This window comes from Glutamicibacter sp. 0426 (assembly GCF_001906485.1).
GTDB classification, from domain to species: Bacteria; Actinomycetota; Actinomycetes; order Actinomycetales; family Micrococcaceae; genus Glutamicibacter; species Glutamicibacter nicotianae.
This window is the reverse complement of record NZ_MPBI01000006.1, coordinates 111,754-129,333: the sequence shown is the minus strand read 5'-3', so window position 1 is coordinate 129,333 and position 17,580 is coordinate 111,754. Positions and strand designations below refer to the sequence as shown.

General features: G+C 63.4%; 13 protein-coding genes. 4 read left to right on the top strand and 9 right to left on the bottom strand.

Annotated features, from left to right (window positions below):
* Nucleotides 1-91: 91 nt before the first annotated feature.
* The 7 genes from BKX98_RS14680 to BKX98_RS14650 form a co-directional block, all read right to left on the bottom strand.
* Nucleotides 92-1,879: an L-lactate permease gene (locus BKX98_RS14680; RefSeq protein ID WP_143181146.1), complete on the bottom strand. Its 1,788-nt coding sequence runs from the start codon at nt 1,877-1,879 to the stop codon at nt 92-94.
* 370 nt (nt 1,880-2,249) lie between these two features.
* Entirely contained in the window at nt 2,250-3,047 is a 798-nt protein-coding gene (locus tag BKX98_RS14675) for a dioxygenase (protein ID WP_073707806.1), read from the bottom strand.
* Between the two features lie 129 nt (nt 3,048-3,176).
* Nucleotides 3,177-4,250 carry an ABC transporter ATP-binding protein gene (locus BKX98_RS14670; protein WP_073707805.1) on the bottom strand — a complete coding sequence of 358 codons (1,074 nt, stop codon included), beginning with the start codon at nt 4,248-4,250 and terminating at the stop codon, nt 3,177-3,179.
* Nucleotides 4,247-5,281, bottom strand: a complete 1,035-nt coding sequence (locus BKX98_RS14665) for an ABC transporter ATP-binding protein (RefSeq protein ID WP_073707804.1) — start codon at nt 5,279-5,281, stop codon at nt 4,247-4,249. The genes BKX98_RS14670 and BKX98_RS14665 overlap by 4 nt, the downstream gene beginning before the upstream one ends.
* Nucleotides 5,278-6,267: an ABC transporter permease gene (locus BKX98_RS14660; RefSeq protein WP_073707803.1), complete on the bottom strand. Its 990-nt coding sequence runs from the start codon at nt 6,265-6,267 to the stop codon at nt 5,278-5,280. Before BKX98_RS14660 ends, BKX98_RS14665 begins: the two co-directional genes overlap by 4 nt.
* The gene (locus tag BKX98_RS14655) at nt 6,264-7,307 is read right to left on the bottom strand and encodes an ABC transporter permease (protein ID WP_083586952.1); all 1,044 of its coding nucleotides are present in this window, start codon (nt 7,305-7,307) and stop codon (nt 6,264-6,266) included. Before BKX98_RS14655 ends, BKX98_RS14660 begins: the two co-directional genes overlap by 4 nt.
* A 30-nt stretch (nt 7,308-7,337) precedes the next feature.
* Nucleotides 7,338-8,915, bottom strand: coding sequence for an ABC transporter substrate-binding protein (locus BKX98_RS14650; protein WP_198934386.1), 1,578 nt, complete (start codon nt 8,913-8,915; stop codon nt 7,338-7,340).
* A gap of 280 nt (nt 8,916-9,195) precedes the next feature.
* Here BKX98_RS14650 and BKX98_RS14645 point away from each other — a divergent pair, with 280 nt between their 5' ends.
* Nucleotides 9,196-10,188, top strand: coding sequence for a 2-hydroxyacid dehydrogenase (locus tag BKX98_RS14645; protein ID WP_073707801.1), 993 nt, complete (start codon nt 9,196-9,198; stop codon nt 10,186-10,188).
* A gap of 275 nt (nt 10,189-10,463) precedes the next feature.
* On the opposite strand, the gene BKX98_RS14640 is transcribed toward BKX98_RS14645, so the two are convergent.
* A complete protein-coding gene (locus tag BKX98_RS14640) occupies nt 10,464-11,414 on the bottom strand; it encodes a LysR family transcriptional regulator (protein WP_073707800.1) in 951 nt (316 codons plus the stop codon).
* A gap of 103 nt (nt 11,415-11,517) precedes the next feature.
* Here BKX98_RS14640 and BKX98_RS14635 point away from each other — a divergent pair, with 103 nt between their 5' ends.
* The 3 genes from BKX98_RS14635 to BKX98_RS14625 are packed head-to-tail and all read left to right on the top strand — an operon-like array spanning nt 11,518 to nt 14,217.
* Nucleotides 11,518-12,798: a glucarate dehydratase family protein gene (locus tag BKX98_RS14635; protein WP_073707799.1), complete on the top strand. Its 1,281-nt coding sequence runs from the start codon at nt 11,518-11,520 to the stop codon at nt 12,796-12,798.
* Nucleotides 12,792-13,763 (top strand): 2-hydroxyacid dehydrogenase, encoded by a 972-nt coding sequence (locus tag BKX98_RS14630; protein WP_073707798.1) that lies wholly within the window; start codon nt 12,792-12,794, stop codon nt 13,761-13,763. The genes BKX98_RS14635 and BKX98_RS14630 overlap by 7 nt, the downstream gene beginning before the upstream one ends.
* Nucleotides 13,764-13,773: 10 nt before the next feature.
* Complete coding sequence (locus BKX98_RS14625; RefSeq protein WP_073707797.1) at nt 13,774-14,217, top strand: MarR family winged helix-turn-helix transcriptional regulator; 444 nt, start codon at nt 13,774-13,776, stop codon at nt 14,215-14,217.
* Nucleotides 14,218-14,279: 62 nt separating this feature from the next.
* On the opposite strand, the gene BKX98_RS14620 is transcribed toward BKX98_RS14625, so the two are convergent.
* A complete protein-coding gene (locus tag BKX98_RS14620) occupies nt 14,280-17,495 on the bottom strand; it encodes a DEAD/DEAH box helicase (protein ID WP_083586948.1) in 3,216 nt (1,071 codons plus the stop codon).
* Nucleotides 17,496-17,580 lie beyond the last annotated feature (85 nt).

The window sequence follows — 17,580 nt, the reverse complement described above, 5'->3', positions numbered from 1 at the left end:
GAATCTCCATCTGGTTACCAATTAAGTGCAGTGGGGCGTCGGAATCATCCGGCGCCCCACTGTTCTTCGCTTTCTAGCTCATCTGCGGTGCCTAGCGCAGATCGACTGCTCGACCTGCAACCGAATCACGCTTGAGCATCCATGCCCCGATGCCGGCCAACGCCAGCAGGAGGAGCACCAGCATGACTGTTCCGGGATTCAGGCCAATGCCGTAGACGAACAGGTACGCGATGACGCCGCCGGCAAGGCAGTAGTAGCTGGTGACCAAAATGGTCTTGCGCAGCAGGTCGCCTTCGCGGCCCAGCAATCCCACAGTTGCCGATGCAGCCACGATGTTGTGAATCGAGATGGGGTTGCCACCGGCCCCGCCAACCGCCTGGGCTGCCACAATCGATTCTGGAGCAACACCGATTTGCGCACCGGTGGAGAACTGGAACTGCGAGAAGGTCAGGTTGGAGATGGTGTTGGACCCGGCGACGAATGCACCCAAGGCGCCAATCCACGGCGCGATCAGCGGCCACACGCCACCAGAAACCGCCGCGGCGCCCTCGGCCAGCGTCACCGGAATACTGGCCAGACCAGAGTTATTCAGCTCGGGGCCGGACTGGATCAGGATACGCACCAGGGGCACTGCGAAGAGCAGCGCTACCGCGGTGCCCCACAACTGCGCTGCCGAAACCTTGAAGGCACGGGCGATCTGCGCGCCGCTCATCTTGTGCATGGCGAAGGCCAGGCAGGAGGCCAAGATCAGCATGAATCCAGGCAGGTAGAACGGCTGGATCGAAGTGGTGATTCCCGTGCCGAGGATGTCGGCAACCGGAATCTGGAGTCCTGTCAGGAAGGTCTTCACTTCCGGAATCACACGGGTCAGCACTAGCAGCACGCCCATCAGGATGTACGGTGCCCAGGCGCTCTTCATGCTGATGGTAACGGTGTTGTCTACGGCGTTTTCCGGATCGAGCTTGCCGTTCCAACGCTCGTTCCAGCTGGCTCGTGGTCCGAAGTCGAAGATCTCCTTCGGCATCAGGAAGCCGCGGCTGGACGTGAACATCACCAGTGCCAGGCCAACCAGCGCACCGAACAGCGACGGGAACTCCGGGCCGAGGAAGCGTGCGGTCAGAACCGAAGGCACGGTGAAGGCCAGTGAAGCGTAGATGGCGAATGGCCAGATTTTCAAGCCGTCGCTGAAGCGGCGTTCCGGCCCGAAGAATCCAGTGAGCATGCAGACCATGATCAACGGGATCAGCAGGCCTATAATGCCGTGCATGAATGCAACTTGGAAACCGATGCTGCTGATGAATTCGGGCATGGTCAATCCGAGGACATTGATGCGTTCGGCCACAGCAGGATCGCCGCCAAGCCCCTGGTTCACACCGATCAGAATCGGGGTGCCCACAGCACCGAAGCTGACCGGGGTGCTCTGGATGATCAGGCCAACCATGACCGCGGCCATCGCCGGGAAACCCAAAGCGAGCAGCAGCGGTGCAATCACCGCAGCTGGAGTGCCGAATCCGGACGCGCCTTCGATGAAGCTGCCAAAGAGCCAGCCGATGATGATGGCCTGCACCCGTCGGTCAGCTGAAATGTTATTGAAGCCCGCCCGGATGGTGTTCATCGCGCCACCGACCGTCAGGGTCGCGAGCAAGAGCAATGCGCCGAAGACGATATACAGCATGGTTGATGCGATAACAAGGCCTTCAATGGACGCTGCGAGCACCCCGTTGAAGTCCATTTTCCACACCCAAAGCGCGACTACTACCGCAACGACGTATCCAACGGGCATGGCGTATTTTGCGGGCCAACGGAGCCCGGCGAGAAGAATACCCACCACAAGAATCGGTGCCAGTGCCAACAGTGCGAGCACACCTAAGTTGTCCATATCCATGGTCCTTTCTGACCATACTCGCGCAGAAATCCACCCACGCGTGGACTCGATCGTTGCAGCAAGATGACCTATATATGGTCAGACCACTATGGTCTGACCATAAGAGCATAACGTGAAACACGTCACCATGGTGAGCCTCGTCACGAAAACCGCGGATGCAGAACATATTCACGGGCTATTTATCCAGACAGCGACTTGGGTTGACCTTGTTCTTCTGGTCCAGGTCCCCCCCGCGAGCCGGCGCCGCAAAATTTCTAAGATTTCCACCAGCCCCCATGCCTTTCACCTCGATGGAGCTGTTTAAATGCAGAAGTGCGGCACCTTGCGGTGCCGCACTTCCTGCCGGTCAAGCTTCATGCAGCGATTAGCTCAAGGTCCAGGAGCGCTTGGACAGCCCATACCAGAAACCGTCAATAGCGGTCTTGGCATCGATGCCGCCCGAGGCGTAGGCAGCTCCCAGCGCAACGTACAGCGGAGCCCAGTGTTCCGAGCGCGGATGTGCTTCGCGCGCTGCCGGAGCCTTGTGCAGGAAGTCCAGGATGGAGTCCACGTCGCCGCGGGCCATGGCCTCTTCGGCCCAGTGGTCGAACTCGCTGGAGGCCGTTGGCGGGGCTACGTCCGGCCCACCGGCCGGGTTGAACCAGCGCAGGTTATGGGTGGTGAATCCGGAGCCGACGATCAGGGTTCCCCTATCCCGCAAGGGGGCCAAGGACTTGCCCAAATCGAAAAGCCCCGAGGGATCCAGGGTCGGCATGGACATCTGAACCACCGGCACGTCGGCATCCGGGAACATTTCCTTCAGCGGCACGTAGGCGCCGTGGTCCAGGCCTCGGGACTCATCGCGCTCCACGTGGTGCCCGTAGGCGGAGGTCAGTCGCTCGACTTCATTGGCCAGATCCGGTGCCATGGGCGCGTCGTAGCGGACGTCGTAGTACTTCTGGTCAAAGCCCCAGAAGTCGTAGACCAATTCGTTCTTCTGCCGGGTCGCGCTCAGCGTCACCGGGGCATTTTCCCAGTGCGCGGAGATCATCAGAATATCTTTGGGCTTCTCGAAGGTGCCGGACCAATCGGCCAGTTCACTGGTCCAGCGCTGGTCATCGGCCAGCGGCGGAGCACCGTGGCTGAGGAAGAGGACGGGAGGGGTATCGGATCGCTGAGTCATAATTCAAAGCTACCAATCATTAGTTGAAGCGTCAACCTTTTGGACTCGTTTGCCGTTCCTGCCTCCAACCTACTGTGCACTGGGGCCATCGTCCATAACTCATGGACGAAGGCCCCAGCACCCGGGGCACTAGGCTCCCCGGCCCCTCTGCCCGGACTCAACCACTTCCACCGGGAAGTGGCATTCGGTGCTGTGCAATCCTTGCACCGGACCATCGCCAGGCATCCCCAAACGAATAGTTCCTCCCTGCTCACGCACCCGCACTTGGGGCCGTTCGGCACTGCACACCGGCTGCGCCTTCCAGCACCGGGTACGGAAACGGCACCCCGAAGGCGGATCCAACGGCGAGGGCAGCTCACCGCGCAGCACAATCCGCTCGGCCGGCCGCTGCGCCGGATCCAGCTTCGGCGATGCGGACAGCAACGAAGCAGTATACGGATGCAACGGCGAATCAAACACCTGCTCGGTCGTCCCGGTCTCGATGATCCTGCCCAGATACATCACCGCCACCCGGTCAGTCACATGCCGCACCACCGACAAATCATGCGAAATGAACAGGTAGCTGACACCCAGCTCTTGCTGCAACTCGTTGAGCAGGTTCAGAACCTGGGCCTGCACCGAGAGGTCCAGCGCGGACACCGGCTCGTCCAGGATGATCAGCTCCGGGTTCAATGCCAATGCCCGTGCAATGCCCAATCGCTGGCGCTGCCCTCCGGAGAACTCCTGCGGGGACTTGTCCGCATCGGTTCGGCGCAACCCCACCAAATCGAGCAGCTCATGTAGCCGCCGCTGCTTGGCAGCCCCGCGATACAGATCGCGGTGCGTAGCAAAGGGCTCGCTGATGATCTGCCCGGCGCTCATCCGCGGGTTCAGCGAGGCGAACGGGTCCTGGAAGACCATCTGCACCCGGCGCCGCCACGTCAGCAAGTCCTTGCCGTGCAGGGCGAAAGGATCCTTGTCGTCAAAGAGCACCTGTCCCGCGTCCGGGGTTTCAAGCATCATCAAGGTGCGCGCCAGCGTGGACTTGCCGCACCCGGATTCGCCCACCAGGCCCAGGGTCTCGCCGCGCTTGATGCTCAGGTTGATGCCGTCCAGGGCGCGCAGTTCGCGGGAGCCCGACGCGCCGGCTGAAACGTGGAAGACCTTGCTCAGATCCTTGACCTGCAGCACGGTATCCGAGCGCTGGATAGTTGCGGTGCTCATGCGGGAATCTCCTTCTCGGTGGAGCCGGTTTGGCTGACGGTGGCGTGCGGCACCTGCTCGGCGAAGTGGCAGGCTGCCCGTTGGCCCGGACCGGTTTCCCGCAACGCCGGGCGTTCTGCCCGGCACAGCTGGGACGCGAGCGGGCAGCGGTCCTGGTAGACGCACCCGGCGGGGATGCGGCTGAGCTCCGGAGGGCTGCCCGGGATCGAGGACAGCGCCTGCCCGCGCTGCCCTTGGCCGGGCACCGATTCCAGCAAGCCCTTGGTGTAGGGGTGGGTGGGATTGGCGAAAACCGTTTGCACGCTGCCCTGTTCCACCACGTTGCCGGCATACATGATGCACACGTCATCGGCTTCTTCGGCTACTACCGCCAGGTCGTGGGTGATCAGCACCAGCGCCATGTCGGTTTCGGTACGCAGGCGCTTGAGCAGCGCCATGATCTGCGCCTGCACCGTCACATCCAGGGCCGTGGTCGGCTCATCTGCAATCAGCAGGCGCGGGTTCAACGCCACCGCCATCGCAATCAAGATGCGCTGTCGCATCCCGCCGGAGAACTGGTGCGGATAGGAGTTAACCCGGGTTTCCGGCTCCGGGATTCCCACCCGGCGCATCAAATCCACGGCTTCGGCCTTGGCCTGCTTCTTGCCCATGCCGCGGTGGATCCTGAAGGCTTCGCCCAGTTGGGTGCCCACCGTATAGACCGGATTCAGCGCCGCCAGCGCATCTTGGAAGACGATACCCAGCCCGGGACCTGCCACCTGGCGGCGCCGTGAACTGCTCATCTGGTTCAAGTCCTCGCCCAGCAGCTCGGCGCTGCCGCCGGATACCTGGGCGACCGGGTCCAGCAGCCCGGCGATCGCCTTGGCAGTCATGGATTTGCCGCACCCGGACTCCCCCAGCAGGGCCAACGTGGTGCCGCTGCGGGCGGTGAACCCCACGTTGTTGACCACCCGCAAGGTGCCCTGCGGGGTACGGATATCAACATCCAGGTTCTGGACCTGCAGCACGGCCTGATCGGTGATGGTGCTCATTTTGCATCCTTTACTATGGTCTTCAGCGCCTTGGCCGAACGCTTATCCAAGGTCAAACGCCACCGCTGGGCCGGGTCGGTGGCGATCCGCAGCCACGCGGCCAGCGCGTTGGCCGCCACCGCGGTGATCACGATGGCCAGGCCCGGCAGGATCGAGAGCCACCACGCGGTCTGCAGATACTGGCGGCCCTGGGCCACCAGCAGACCCCAGGAAACTTCCGGCGGCTGGATCCCGATGCCCAGGAAGGACAGCGAGGATTCGGCCAGCATCACGAAACAGAATTCCAATGTCGCCAAGGTCAGCAGGGTTGGGGTGACCACCGGGATCACATGCCGGGCAATGATCGCATTGGGCTTGGTGCCGAAGGTGCGGGCGGCATCCACGAAAGTCCGCGACTGCAGCTCAGCGGCCTCGGCCCGGGCGGTACGCAGGTAGATCGGGATGCGGGTGATCGCCAGGATCAGCACGATATTCGCTGCCGAAGGGCTGAAGACGAACAGCACCACCACGGCGAGCAGCAGTGAGGGGAAGGACATGATCACATCGGCGATGCGCATCGAGACGGTCTCGCGCCGGCCCCGGTGATAACCGGCCCACACACCCCACAGCGAGCCAATCAGCAGGGCAATGGCCACCGCCGGGATCGCGACCATCATCGTAGTGCGGGTGGCCACCACAATGCGGGCGAGCACCGAACGGCCCAGCGAATCCGAGCCCAGGATGTAGGCCCACCCGTTGGCCGGGTCGAAGGGGGGCTTGTTCATGAACATCAAATCCTGCTTGGTGGCCAGCTCGCCCATCAACGGCGGACCGAAGATCGCGGTCAGCGCCACCACTGCCAGGACTACGGCCGCTACGGTGGCGACCTTGTCGCGCAGCAGCAGGTTCAGCATGCTCGGCTTGCTGCCGCGCGCCAGCTTGGTCCGCGGTTGCTTGGCGTGCGGTTCCTCGGCTTGCGGGCCTTGGGGGTTCATCGTCTGCGTCATGGCAGGCTCCTTGTCAGCTCGTGCTCCGTGGCGTCGGCGCGCTCAGCGGCAACGGCCGGTGCCGGCTGCGACGGGCGATGCCGGGACGCATCGCGCCGGGCGCTGCGCCGCGCCCGCTTGCCGGCGCTGGGCCGCACCCTCGGGTCGAGCAGCGCGTAGCCGAGGTCGATCAGGATGTTCAATGCGAAGATCGCCACCGCGGTGAGCAGCACGCAGGCCTGCAGCACCGCGAAATCGCGTTGCAGGATCGAATCGATCATCAGCTTGCCGATGCCAGGCCAGCCGAAGATGGTTTCCACCACCACCGCGCCATTGACCAGTCCCACGGTCAGGTCCCCGGCCACGGTCAATGCAGGTGCCGCGGCGTTGCGCAGCGCATGGCTGGTGATCACCCGGCGCTGGGTCGCGCCCTTGGAACGCGCCAGCTTGATATACGGTTCGGACAGGGCCGAGACCATGGCCCCGCGGATCACCTGCACCAGCGTGCCGAAGGGCCGCATCAGCAGCGTGGCCACCGGCAGGAACCAGGCGGCCGCCCCGACCACCCCGGAGGTCGGCACCCAGCCCAAGCTGATCGCAAAGACCCAGATGCCCACGATAGCCAGCCAGAAGTCCGGGATGGATGCGGCGATCATCGAGGTGAAGCTCGCAAAGCGGTCCAGCAGCCCGTTGGGCTTCAGCGCGGCAATCGAGCCGACCACCACTGCCAGCACGATGGCCAGCAGCATCGTCATCGCCGCCAGCTGCAGTGTTGCCGGGAAGGCGCGCAACGCCATGGCTGCGGCGTCTTCCCCGGTGCGCATCGATGCGCCGAAGTCCAGGCGCAGCAGTCCGCCGAAATATTGGGCCATCTGCGCCCAGATCGGCTGGTCCAGGCCGTTGCGTGCAGCAAAGTCCTCGCGCATCGCCTCGGTCGCGTTCAGCGGCAGGTACAGCGCCGCCGGGTTGCCGGTCATGCGGGCCAGCGCGAAGACGCCGATGACCACGACGACCAGGGGCAGCGCGGAGGAGATAATCCTCTTTCGCAAATAGGTCAGCATCTCACATCCTCGTTTCACTCATGGCGGCGCCTACTTGCTGGAGACTTCGGCCAGGCGCAGCTCGTCGCCTGTCGAGGAATTCGGGGTGTAGTCGATATTCGCCGCGACCCCGAGCATGCCGGTCTGGTGGGCGATGTGCGCGAACTGCACCACCTCGTCGTTCTGGTACTTGAAGACCTTCTCGAAGGCCGCCTGGCGGTCTTCGCCGGTGGCGGCATCCGCGGTGGCAATCAGCTCGTCGAGCTCCTTGGTGCCAAAGGCCGACTGGGCGCCCTTGGTAGTCATGTACTGGTCCACGGTGAAGGCGGCGTCGCCGGCCTGGTTGCCGTGCTGGGTCATCAGCATGATCGCCCCGTCCTCATCGGTGGGGAACGGACGGACCTGGTAGGTCAGGTGCTGGCTGGTCTCCAGCATCTTCAGGTTCACTGTCAGCCCGACCTGGGAGAGCTGTTCCTGGATCACCTGGGCCAGCTCCTGGATCTTGGGGAACTGGGCGGTGCGCACGATCATGTTGATCGGGGCTGAGACGTCCTCGCCGGCGGCCTTGGCTTCTTCGACCAGCGCTTTGGCCTTCTCCGGGTTGTATTCCCAGACTGGCAGGTCTTCGCTGTGTCCCACCACGCCGGCGGGGACCAGCTGGGCGGCGGCCTTGTCGCGTCCGCCGTACAGCGAGGCGACAATGGATTCCTTGTCGATGGCGTAGTTGATGGCCCGGCGCACGCGCTCGTCGTTGAGCGGGGCCTTGTCATTGTGCATGCGCAGCGCCACGGTTTCGTTGTTCGGGTAGGAGACGCCCAGCTCGCCGATGTTGTCTTCCGGGCTCAGGCCGGTGGCGATATCCGCCTCTCCGGAGGTGATCATGGCCGCGCGGACGCTGCCTTCGGAGCGCCACTGGTAGTTGGCCTTGGCGAAGGACGAGGCTTCGCCCCAGTAGTCGGCATAGGCGGAGACATCGATGGACTGCCCGGCTTTCCAGTCATCAATCTGGTAGGGGCCGGTGCCAATTGGTTCGCGCACCTTCTCGGTGGCGGAGGTTTCCTCCGGGACGACTTCCAGGAAGGACAGGCGCAATGGCAGGATCGGGTCCTTCTTCACCGCGGTGACTTCCAGGGTGTAGTCGTCCACGACCTTCAGCTTCAGGTCGTCGTCTCCGAAGACATAGCCTTCAACGTTGCAGCCCAGCTTGGAGTTGACCGCACGGTCAATGGTGGCGGCGGCATCGGCGGCGGTGAAGTCGGAGCCGTCATGGAATTTCACGCCCTCGCGCAGCTTCAGCGTCCAGGTCTGGTCATCGTCGCTGGACCACTCGGTGGCCAGTTTCGGCTCAAGCTCACCGCTGGAAGGGTTGCGTTCGATCAGCGGCTCGGTGATGGTCGAGCGAACCACCACGCCGGTGCTGGTCAGGTTCGATTCGCAGGCTTCCAGCGTGGGCGGTTCCTGCTGCAACACCACGCGCAGGGTGTCGCTGGCGGTGCCGGAGGCAGGTGCGCCGGCAGCCTGTTCCGAGTTGGCTACCGAGCAGCCTGACAGGGCGGTGGTGCCCAGCAGGGCGGAGGCGGCGACGGCCAGAGAGAGCCTGCGGGTGCGGGGGTGGTTGGTCAACATCATTGTGATCCTTCGCGAAGAGTGATGGGTTCAGTGAGTGGAGCATCCGGCGTGGCAGGACTGCCGGCGTTGATTCAAAAGCTTTGACCGATGAACCCGCATGGTCAAGGGAAAACAGGTCCCTTCGGTGGCGCCCGGCGAGCGCCGCAGTGGCGATCCGCGCCTTTGGCAAATGTGACTTGCGCGACATTTCGGGGTTATTTGACGATCAATGCCTCAACAGCATTGATCCATCCAATCTGCGTGTTGGACGTGAATTGATTGGTCTTCCTAGGATGCTGGTATGCCCACAAATACCAGCGCCATGACGCACTCAAAGAACTCCCCCATCACCGGCGACGCCATTCTGCGCGTGGGACCGGTGAATCCAGAGGTGGCCCAGGCCCTGCAGGCCGACCTCGGCGCGCAGGTGCTGCCCGAGCCAGGCCCAGAACGCGAAGCACTGCTCGAGGAGCACGGAACGCAGATCCGCGTGGCCGTCTGTTCCGGACGCATCGGGGTGGACTCGGAGCTGATGCAGCGCCTGCCAAATCTCGAGGCGATCATCAATTTCGGAGTGGGCTACGACGCCACCGATGTTGCCCAGGCCCAGGCCCGCGGCATCGTAGTCAGCAATACCCCGGACGTGCTGACCGAGTGCGTGGCCGATACTGCGCTGGGACTCTACCTGTCGACGCTGCGCTCGCTCGGCGCTGCCGAACGCTTCCTGCGTGCGGGCGCCTGGGCTGCCGGAGAGAATTTCCCGCTGGCCACCCGGGCCAGCGGCACGAAGGTAGGCATCCTTGGCCTGGGCCGCATCGGCCAAGCAATCGCAAACCGTCTGGAAGCCTTTGGGTGTGAAATCCACTATCACAACCGCTCGGAAAAGCCCGATAGCCGTTATGCCTACCATCCCTCGGCCCTCGCCTTGGCTGAGGCCACCGATGTGCTGATGATCGCCGCGGCCGGTGGATCCCAGTCCGCTGGGCTGGTGGACCGCGAGGTCATCGAAGCCGTCGGTCCGCGCGGATTCATCATCAACATTGCCCGCGGTTCGGTCATCGACGAACCAGCGCTGGTCCAGGCCCTGGCCAATAAGGACATTGCAGGGGCAGGGCTGGATGTTTTCACCAAGGAACCGAGCGTCCCCGCCGAACTGTTGAACCTGGACAATGTCGTGCTGCTGCCCCACGTGGGCAGCGGAACCCACGAAACCCGCGCCGACATGGCAGCCTTGGCCCTGGGCAATTTGCGCTCCTACCTAGAGGATCGCACGCTGCTCACTCCGATCTCCTGATCGGATCCCCAGCTCGATGCCGGCCCACCGGCATCACCACTTCTGCCGAAGCGGCGACGAGCGGCCGATTCTGCCATGCAAGGCCGGCCGCTCGCCGCGGATTTTGGCAGGAGAATCAACAACCTCCCAGCGCAGCGAACTTCCTTGGCATCCAGAGCAGAGATTGCTGAACCCGGCACAGCTCTCAAAAGCAGTGCGCTGGCACTGCTGCCGGCTGTTGCCGGGCGGGCCGCCTTCGTTCGCCGCCCCGGCTGGCAACTGGCGAAACCCGTTGCCTATTTCCCTGCGCTGCTGCCGTCACCCGCTTTCCGAGGGGTCGCATCATTCCCCTGCAATTCGGCCAGGTAGAGTTCGCGCAATCGCTGCGCCGCGGGATTCCCGGCCTCAGACTCCCACGCCAGGAAGATGTCCGAGTGGTTCAGCTCCTCCATCCCGCCCGGACCCACCAGCTCCTCGAAGACCACCCCCGGCGGGGCAAAGTCGCGGGCACTGGCTGGCACCAGGGAGACGCCCAAGCCCACCGAGACCAGCGCCATCAGCGCTGGGATCTGGCTGGCCACCTGGGTGACCGTGGGGCTGACACCCACCGAATCAAACAGCCGCAGCACCAGATCGTAGAAGTAGCGCGCCTCGTGGGTGGAGTACATCATCAGCGGCAGGCCGACCAGTTCCTTGATCAGCACCCCCTTGCCGGTTTCCAGGTGGTGCCCGGCCGGCAGCGCGACGACCAGCCGATCCTTCTTGACCAGGCGAGTTTGCACGCCCGGCCGGTGCACCGCCGGGCGCAGCAGCCCCAGGTCGATCTGTCCCTTGCTCAGCGCATCGAGCTGGTCGATGGATACACCCTCGCGCAGCACCAGCGTGATCTCCGGCAGTTCGCGGGCCGCAAGCGCGAGCAGCTGCGGCAGCACCGACTGGCCGGCTACCGAGGTGTAGCCGAGGATCACGGTGCCCGATTCCCCGGTGGCGACCTTGGAGACTTCCAAACTGGTTTTCTGGCACAGATCCAGGATGCGCCGCGCGTTGGGAAGCAGCACCTGTCCTGCCGCGGTCAGCGCCACCTGCCGCGAGGTGCGGGTGAACAGCTTGGCATCCAATTCGCGTTCCAGCAGCTGGATTTGCCGGCTGAGCGGGGGCTGGGTCATATTCAGCCGCTCCGCCGCGGCGCCGAAGTGCAGCTCCTCGGCCACGGCCACAAAAGATTCCAGCTGGATCAGCGAGAACATCAATTCACTCCTTGAATTGCTGGTTGCCAATTTTAGCTTGGACAGGTATCGATTCACTTTCTAGGGTGATTCTAAACGTCCCTTACCGACTGGAGCTACCCCCATGACGCAATCCCAATCCCACCGAATCGCCGATATCCATATCACTCCTGTCGCCTTCGCCGATCCACCGCTGCTCAATTCCGTGGGCGTGCACGAACCGTATGCATTGCGCTCCATCGTGGTGCTGCACACCGAATCCGGCCACTACGGGCTGGGCGAGACCTATGGAGACAGCGCGCACCTGGCCCGGCTGGAACGCGCCGCCGGGTTCCTGCGCGGCACCGACGTGTTCAAGCTCAACCAGATCGCCGAGCTCGTGGAGGACTCGCTGCGCGGGGACCAGGGCCAGGGCGGGCACGGCACAGGCGGCATGGTCACCACCACTTCGCTGGCCGACCGGGTGCTTTCCGCCTTCAATGTCGCCGCACTGGATGCGCAGGGCAAGATCCTGGGACTGCCGGTGAGCACGCTGCTTGGCGGAGCGGTCCGCGATCGTGTGGACTTCAGCGGCTACCTGTTCTACAAGTGGGAACGCCACCCGGGGCATGAGCCGGACGGCTGGGGCGAGGCGCTGGACCCCGAGGGCATCGTGCGCCAGGCACGCACCATGGTCGAACGCTACGGATTCAAGGCGCTGAAGCTCAAGGGCGGGGTCTTCCCGCCCGAGCAGGAGGCCGCCGCAATCGAAGCACTGCACCAGGCCTTCCCCGGATTGCCGCTGCGTCTGGACCCCAACGGGGTGTGGAATGTGGCTACCGGGATCGAGGTGGGCCGGCGGCTGGACGGCGTGCTGGAATACCTGGAGGATCCGTGCCTGAGCGCGGAAGACAACGCCGCGGTGCGCCGGGCCATCCCGATGCCGTTGGCGACGAACATGTGCGTGGTTTCCTTCAATGACCTGCCCGAAGCGATCGAACGCAAAGCCATAGACATCGTCCTGTCGGACCACCACTTCTGGGGCGGACTCAGCCGTTCCGCGCTGCTCGCCGGCATCGCGCGCACCTTCGGCCTGAAGCTGTCCATGCATTCGAATTCGCATCTGGGCATCAGCTTTGCGGCGATGGTGCAGCTGGCTGCGGCGACCGAGAACATCGACTACGCCTGCGACACCCACTGGCCGTGGAAGCGCCCGGACGAGGATGTCATCCTCCCCGGGGCGCTGGAACTGGCGGGCGGTGCCGTCGCGGTGCCCGAGGCACCGGGCCTGGGGATCGAGCTTGACCCGGAGGGGTTGGCACGGCTGCACCAGCAATACCTGGACTGCGGGCTGCGCGAACGCGACGACACCGGCTACATGCGCCGCATCGACCCGTCCTTCGAGCTGGCGAGCCCCCGATGGTAGCGCCGTTGCGGGTAGTCGTCACCGACGCCATCGTCGCCCGCTTCGAGCCGCTGTTCCGCAGCCTGTCCCCGCACCACGACTGGCACTTTGCCGCCTCGATGGCGCCGGGGCCGCAACTGGAACTGATAGCCGAGGCCGACGTGCTGGTCTGCGCCCGGCTGAGTGCCGAGCAGGCCGCGGCTACCCGCGCCGGGCTGGTTCATGTCACTGGTTCCGGCACCGACCGGCTGGCACTCGACCGGCTCTCCTCCGGCACCACGGTGGCGCGCACCGCGCATCACGAACGGGCCATCGCCGAGCACATCCTGATGGTCATCCTGGCCGCGCAGCGCCGCCTGCTTGAGGTCACCGCGCAGTTGCGCGCTGGCAGCTGGCAGACCCTGGCCACCGATCCGCAAACGCCGCTGCACCGTACGCTCGCCGAGCTGACCATCGGCTTCGTGGGGCTCGGTGCCATCGGCACGCAGGCTCTTGAACTCTGCGGCAGCCTGGGTGCCCGCTGCGTCGCCGTGCGACGCACCGTCCCGGAGGAGCTCCCGCCCCGTGCGGCCTGGGTGGGCACCATGGATGCATTGCCACGCCTGCTGTCCGAGGCAGACGTGCTGGTGCTGTGCGTGCCGCTGACCGATGAGACCACCGGGCTGATCGGCAGCGAGCAACTAGCCGCACTGCGCCCCGGGGCAGTGCTGGTCAACGTCGCCCGTGGCCCGGTGCTGGACCTGGCTGCGTTGCACGAGGCGCTGGATTCGGGCCGCTTGGGTGCCGCGGCGCTGGATGTATGGTGGCAGGCTCCGGAGGGTATGCAGGCACCGGAGGACACCCGGCGCCTTGCCAACCATCCCCGAGTCATCGCTACCCCGCATTATTCAGGCCATTCGAACGACACCTTCACACGCCGGGTGCAGGAGATCTGTGCGAATATCGATGGCTACGCGAACTGCCTGCCCGTGCGAAACGCTGATTAGAATAGGAGATATGCAAGAAGAAGAATTGATGCAGACGGTCGAAGAAGAATTCACCGCCATCTTATTGCGTGCCCGCCAGATGCTGATCCGCCGTGCCAAGATCATCCACCCGGATCTGCAGGACCCAGGGTACCGCTTGCTTGCAGTGGTCATCCGTGACGAGGCCCAGCAGCAGGGATCGCTCGCAGAGAAGCTGCGCTTGGACAAGGCAACCATATCGCGCCTCGTGCAGCACCTTGAATCCTTGGACCTTGTCACCCGTACCCAGGATCCTTCCGATGGCCGGGCCCAGCTGGTTTCGGCAACAGATATAGCCAAGGAAAAATGGCGTTCGAGCGGCAACACGCTGCGTCAGGAACTGCGCCGCCAGCTCAAGGAATGGGAAGCATCCGAACTGAAGAACTTCGGAGATCTCCTGCACCGCCTCAACCACAGCTTTGACGAAATTCTCTAAACCGCTAGAGGAGCCGAAGCCTTGGAAACCCTACAGTTTCCAAGGCTTCAGCTTTTTAAGCATCAATCCATCAGTGCCAAGAAATCATCGGCAGAAAGCGCGGCGCTCTGAGCCCCCTCGGCAGTGTCGCCCAAGACATCGTTGAACAGCTGCGTCTTCTTGGCCTGCAGCGCGAGCACCTTGGATTCGATGGTGTCCTTGGCTACCAAACGATACACATAGACGGGCCGGGTCTGCCCGATGCGATGGGCACGGTCAATCGCCTGTGCTTCGGCCTGGGGGTTCCACCACGGGTCAAGCAGGATGCAATAGTCCGCTGAGGTGAGGTTGATGCCGAATCCTCCGGACTTCAGCGAGATGAAGAAGACCGGGAAATCCCCCTCGCTGAAACCGTCAATCAGTTCCTTGCGCCGCGGTCCACTGGTGGAGCCGTCAAGGTAACCGTGCTCAATGCCCAATTCCTCGGCGACGTCGCGTGCCCTGGACAGGAAGCTGGTGAATTGGCTGAAGACCAGGATCTTGTGTCCCTCGGAAACCGCATCCCCCATGAGCTCGCGCAGCATTTCCAGCTTCGCGCTGGGCGCATTGCCTTCGCCCACCAGCGAGGGATCCAAAGCCAGCTGGCGCAGCAAGGTGAGCGACTGGAGAATCTGGAAGCGATTCGAATCGATATCGCCAACCAGGCCCAGCACTTCTTGCCGCACGCGCTGGAAGCGTCGGTCATAGGCTTTCCGGTGCCCTGGCTCCAGCTCGACTTCCAGGACCTGTTCAGTCTTTGCCGGCAGCTCGGGAACGACCTGTTCCTTGGTGCGGCGCAGCACGAATGGTCGCAGACGGTTCTTCAAGCGTTCCATCCGCTCTTGGTCCCCGTCGGCGATTGGCTTCTGGTAGTTGTCCTTGAAGGACTTCGCACCACCCAGCAGGCCAGGTGCGGCCAGCGAAACCAACGCCCACAGTTCCATGAGGTTGTTCTCCATGGGCGTGCCCGTGACCACGAATTTGCACGGCACCGGCAGCTGCCGGGCCTGCTTGTAGCCCTTGGACGCGTGGTTCTTCAGCTGCTGGGCCTCGTCCATGATCATCACGTTGAATCCAGCGGCCTCGAAATCCTCATAGGCCAAGCGGAAGATCGTATAGCTGGTCACCACCAGCTGCGCATCACCGATCTGCGCAGCCAAATCCTGGCCGCTTTTCTTTGCGGTTGAGGTGATGCCGGTGACGCTCATCTGCGGGGCGAAACGCTGCGCCTCATTGATCCAGTTGCCCACCACCGAGGTAGGGGCAAGCACCAGGAATTTCTGGCTGGGATCTTCAATGCGCGCCTGTTCCAGGCAGGCCAGCAGCTGGACGGTTTTGCCCAGACCCATGTCGTCGGCGAGGACTCCGCCCAGGCCGTGGGTGCGCAAGAAGTCCAGCCAGGACAGGCCGTGGCTCTGGTAGGGGCGCAACTGCGCATTGAAGGTATCCGAGAGCTCAACAGGCTTCATCTCTTCGCCGCTTTGCAATGCCTTCATGGTCTGCAGCCACTGGTTGTGCTGGGCTTCGATAATTCCCAGATCCACCAGTTCCTGCCACCAGTCGATGCTCAACTTGTGGATGCGAATCGTATCGCCCTGCACCGTGCCCAGCTCCTCGGCTTCGGAGATCAGCTGGCGCAGCTGGGCAAAATCCGCACCATCAATCGGGATCACCGTCAGGTCATCGAGGATGAGGTATTCATCTTGCTTGGTCAGGGCTTCGAGCAGCAGCGCGAACGGCACTTTGATCTCGCCGAGGAGCACTTCCACGGACAGATCGAACCAGTCCCCCGTGCTTTCACCCGCTTCGACGCTGACCGTCGCCGGGGCATCGCTGATCCGGTACTTCGGCAGCCGGTTCTGCTCCTCGATGATGACATCGGGATGCTCTTCCAGCAGCGGAAGTGCGTGGACCAGGAAGTCGATGGACTCAGAGGTGCTGAATTTCTTCGGAGGGAAGATTCCTGATGAGGTCAGTTGCCCCAGCGAACCCAGCTCGCCGAGCTTGTCCTGCACCGAAGCGGCAATTTCCTTTTCCACGGCATGCTGGCGAGGCCCCTTAGATGAGTACTCCCAGGAATAGCGCACGGTCAGCGGGGCTTGGATGCTTTCCAAGGACAGCTTGAGGCTGGGGCGCGCGGGAACCGGGATGCGGTAGCTGCCATCTTCGCTCTTCAGCGGCGCCATCACGCGCAATCGGTCCAGATGCTGGGTCTCGAAAAGCTCGATGGCTCCATCCGGAATGATGTGCGCACCGGATTCGATGAACGCCGCCAGTTCCTTCGTGACAGGTTCAGCGAACTGCGCCAATCCGAGTTCCTTGGCCTTCGGCAAGGGGCTGGAGGCGTAGGCCAGCAGGCTCGGTGGCGTACCGATCGGCAAGAGGTGGTGGTGCTCTTCGCGCGGCCCGCGCAGCTTGCCTTCCATGCGCAGGCCCTGTTCAGTGCGGCGCACATCCACGTGCGCCATGGCTGGTATCTCGCTGAATTCCACCGGGAGCTTGGCAGCGGAACCGCCGTTGACGATCTGCACTCCGGCGTCGCGCAGAGCCTCGAAGGCATCCAGCAGGTCCTGGCCAGGCAGATCCATCAGCGAGATCCAGTCCTTGGGATCCCACGAATGCCGGTAGGTGCTCTGTTCTACGTGTTCACGCAGCCGGTCCAGTTCAACGACCGCTCGGCGCTGCTTCTTGGAGAAGCGCTCATCGAAGGCGACGTTGCGCCAGCTGACTCCAGTCTGGACCCAAGGGCTCTTGGTGCCCCGGCGGGCCGGCCGCGCCTGCAAGGTCAGCGCGTCCGCGCCTCCGTAACGGGGTTCGCTGACCACTTTCAGGATCAATCCCAGCGGTTCCTCGGCGATCGGCGGCTCATCAGAAATTACCGGAAGCAGGCGGTCAAGGGTCCGCTCCCACTGCGGCTTGCTATTGCGTTTCCATGCGAAAGGGTCCACCCCGGAGTCGGAGACGAAGAAGCCCTGGTCCTCTTCGGTAGTGACTTCAATGAGCAAGGCGGCGACATCCTCGCAGGATTGAACGCCCGGATGCTTGCTGCAGAAGCTGGTGAAACTGATATTGCCGCGGTTGATTTCCAGCTCGGCCATCACCGATTCGCGCAGCACCATTGCGGAAATGCGGGAATATCCCGGCTTCATGTCCCGGTGGACGATCTCCACTTTTCCCGAATCGCAGAGGAACTGGCCCAGATTGTATTCGGATTCGGTCACCAAGGTCTGGGCCGCAGAAAGTGTCAGCTGGAATTCCATACTCGCCGTTCATTGTTCGTGCAGTGGGCGCCCGAGAGCTCGATTCCATCTTAGCGAGCAGCCAGACAAGTTGCCCGATGACGAA

Coding starts and splice junctions, on each gene's coding strand:
- BKX98_RS14640 (WP_073707800.1), bottom strand. CDS start 11,414: ATGTTCTCGCTGATCCAGCTGGAATCTTTTGTGGCCGTGGCCGAGGAG.
- BKX98_RS14655 (WP_083586952.1), bottom strand. CDS start 7,307: ATGCTGACCTATTTGCGAAAGAGGATTATCTCCTCCGCGCTGCCCCTG.
- BKX98_RS14620 (WP_083586948.1), bottom strand. CDS start 17,495: ATGGAATTCCAGCTGACACTTTCTGCGGCCCAGACCTTGGTGACCGAA.
- BKX98_RS14680 (WP_143181146.1), bottom strand. CDS start 1,879: ATGGACAACTTAGGTGTGCTCGCACTGTTGGCACTGGCACCGATTCTT.
- BKX98_RS14645 (WP_073707801.1), top strand. CDS start 9,196: ATGCCCACAAATACCAGCGCCATGACGCACTCAAAGAACTCCCCCATC.
- BKX98_RS14630 (WP_073707798.1), top strand. CDS start 12,792: ATGGTAGCGCCGTTGCGGGTAGTCGTCACCGACGCCATCGTCGCCCGC.
- BKX98_RS14650 (WP_198934386.1), bottom strand. CDS start 8,915: ATGATGTTGACCAACCACCCCCGCACCCGCAGGCTCTCTCTGGCCGTC.
- BKX98_RS14660 (WP_073707803.1), bottom strand. CDS start 6,267: ATGACGCAGACGATGAACCCCCAAGGCCCGCAAGCCGAGGAACCGCAC.
- BKX98_RS14665 (WP_073707804.1), bottom strand. CDS start 5,281: ATGAGCACCATCACCGATCAGGCCGTGCTGCAGGTCCAGAACCTGGAT.
- BKX98_RS14675 (WP_073707806.1), bottom strand. CDS start 3,047: ATGACTCAGCGATCCGATACCCCTCCCGTCCTCTTCCTCAGCCACGGT.
- BKX98_RS14635 (WP_073707799.1), top strand. CDS start 11,518: ATGACGCAATCCCAATCCCACCGAATCGCCGATATCCATATCACTCCT.
- BKX98_RS14670 (WP_073707805.1), bottom strand. CDS start 4,250: ATGAGCACCGCAACTATCCAGCGCTCGGATACCGTGCTGCAGGTCAAG.
- BKX98_RS14625 (WP_073707797.1), top strand. CDS start 13,774: ATGCAAGAAGAAGAATTGATGCAGACGGTCGAAGAAGAATTCACCGCC.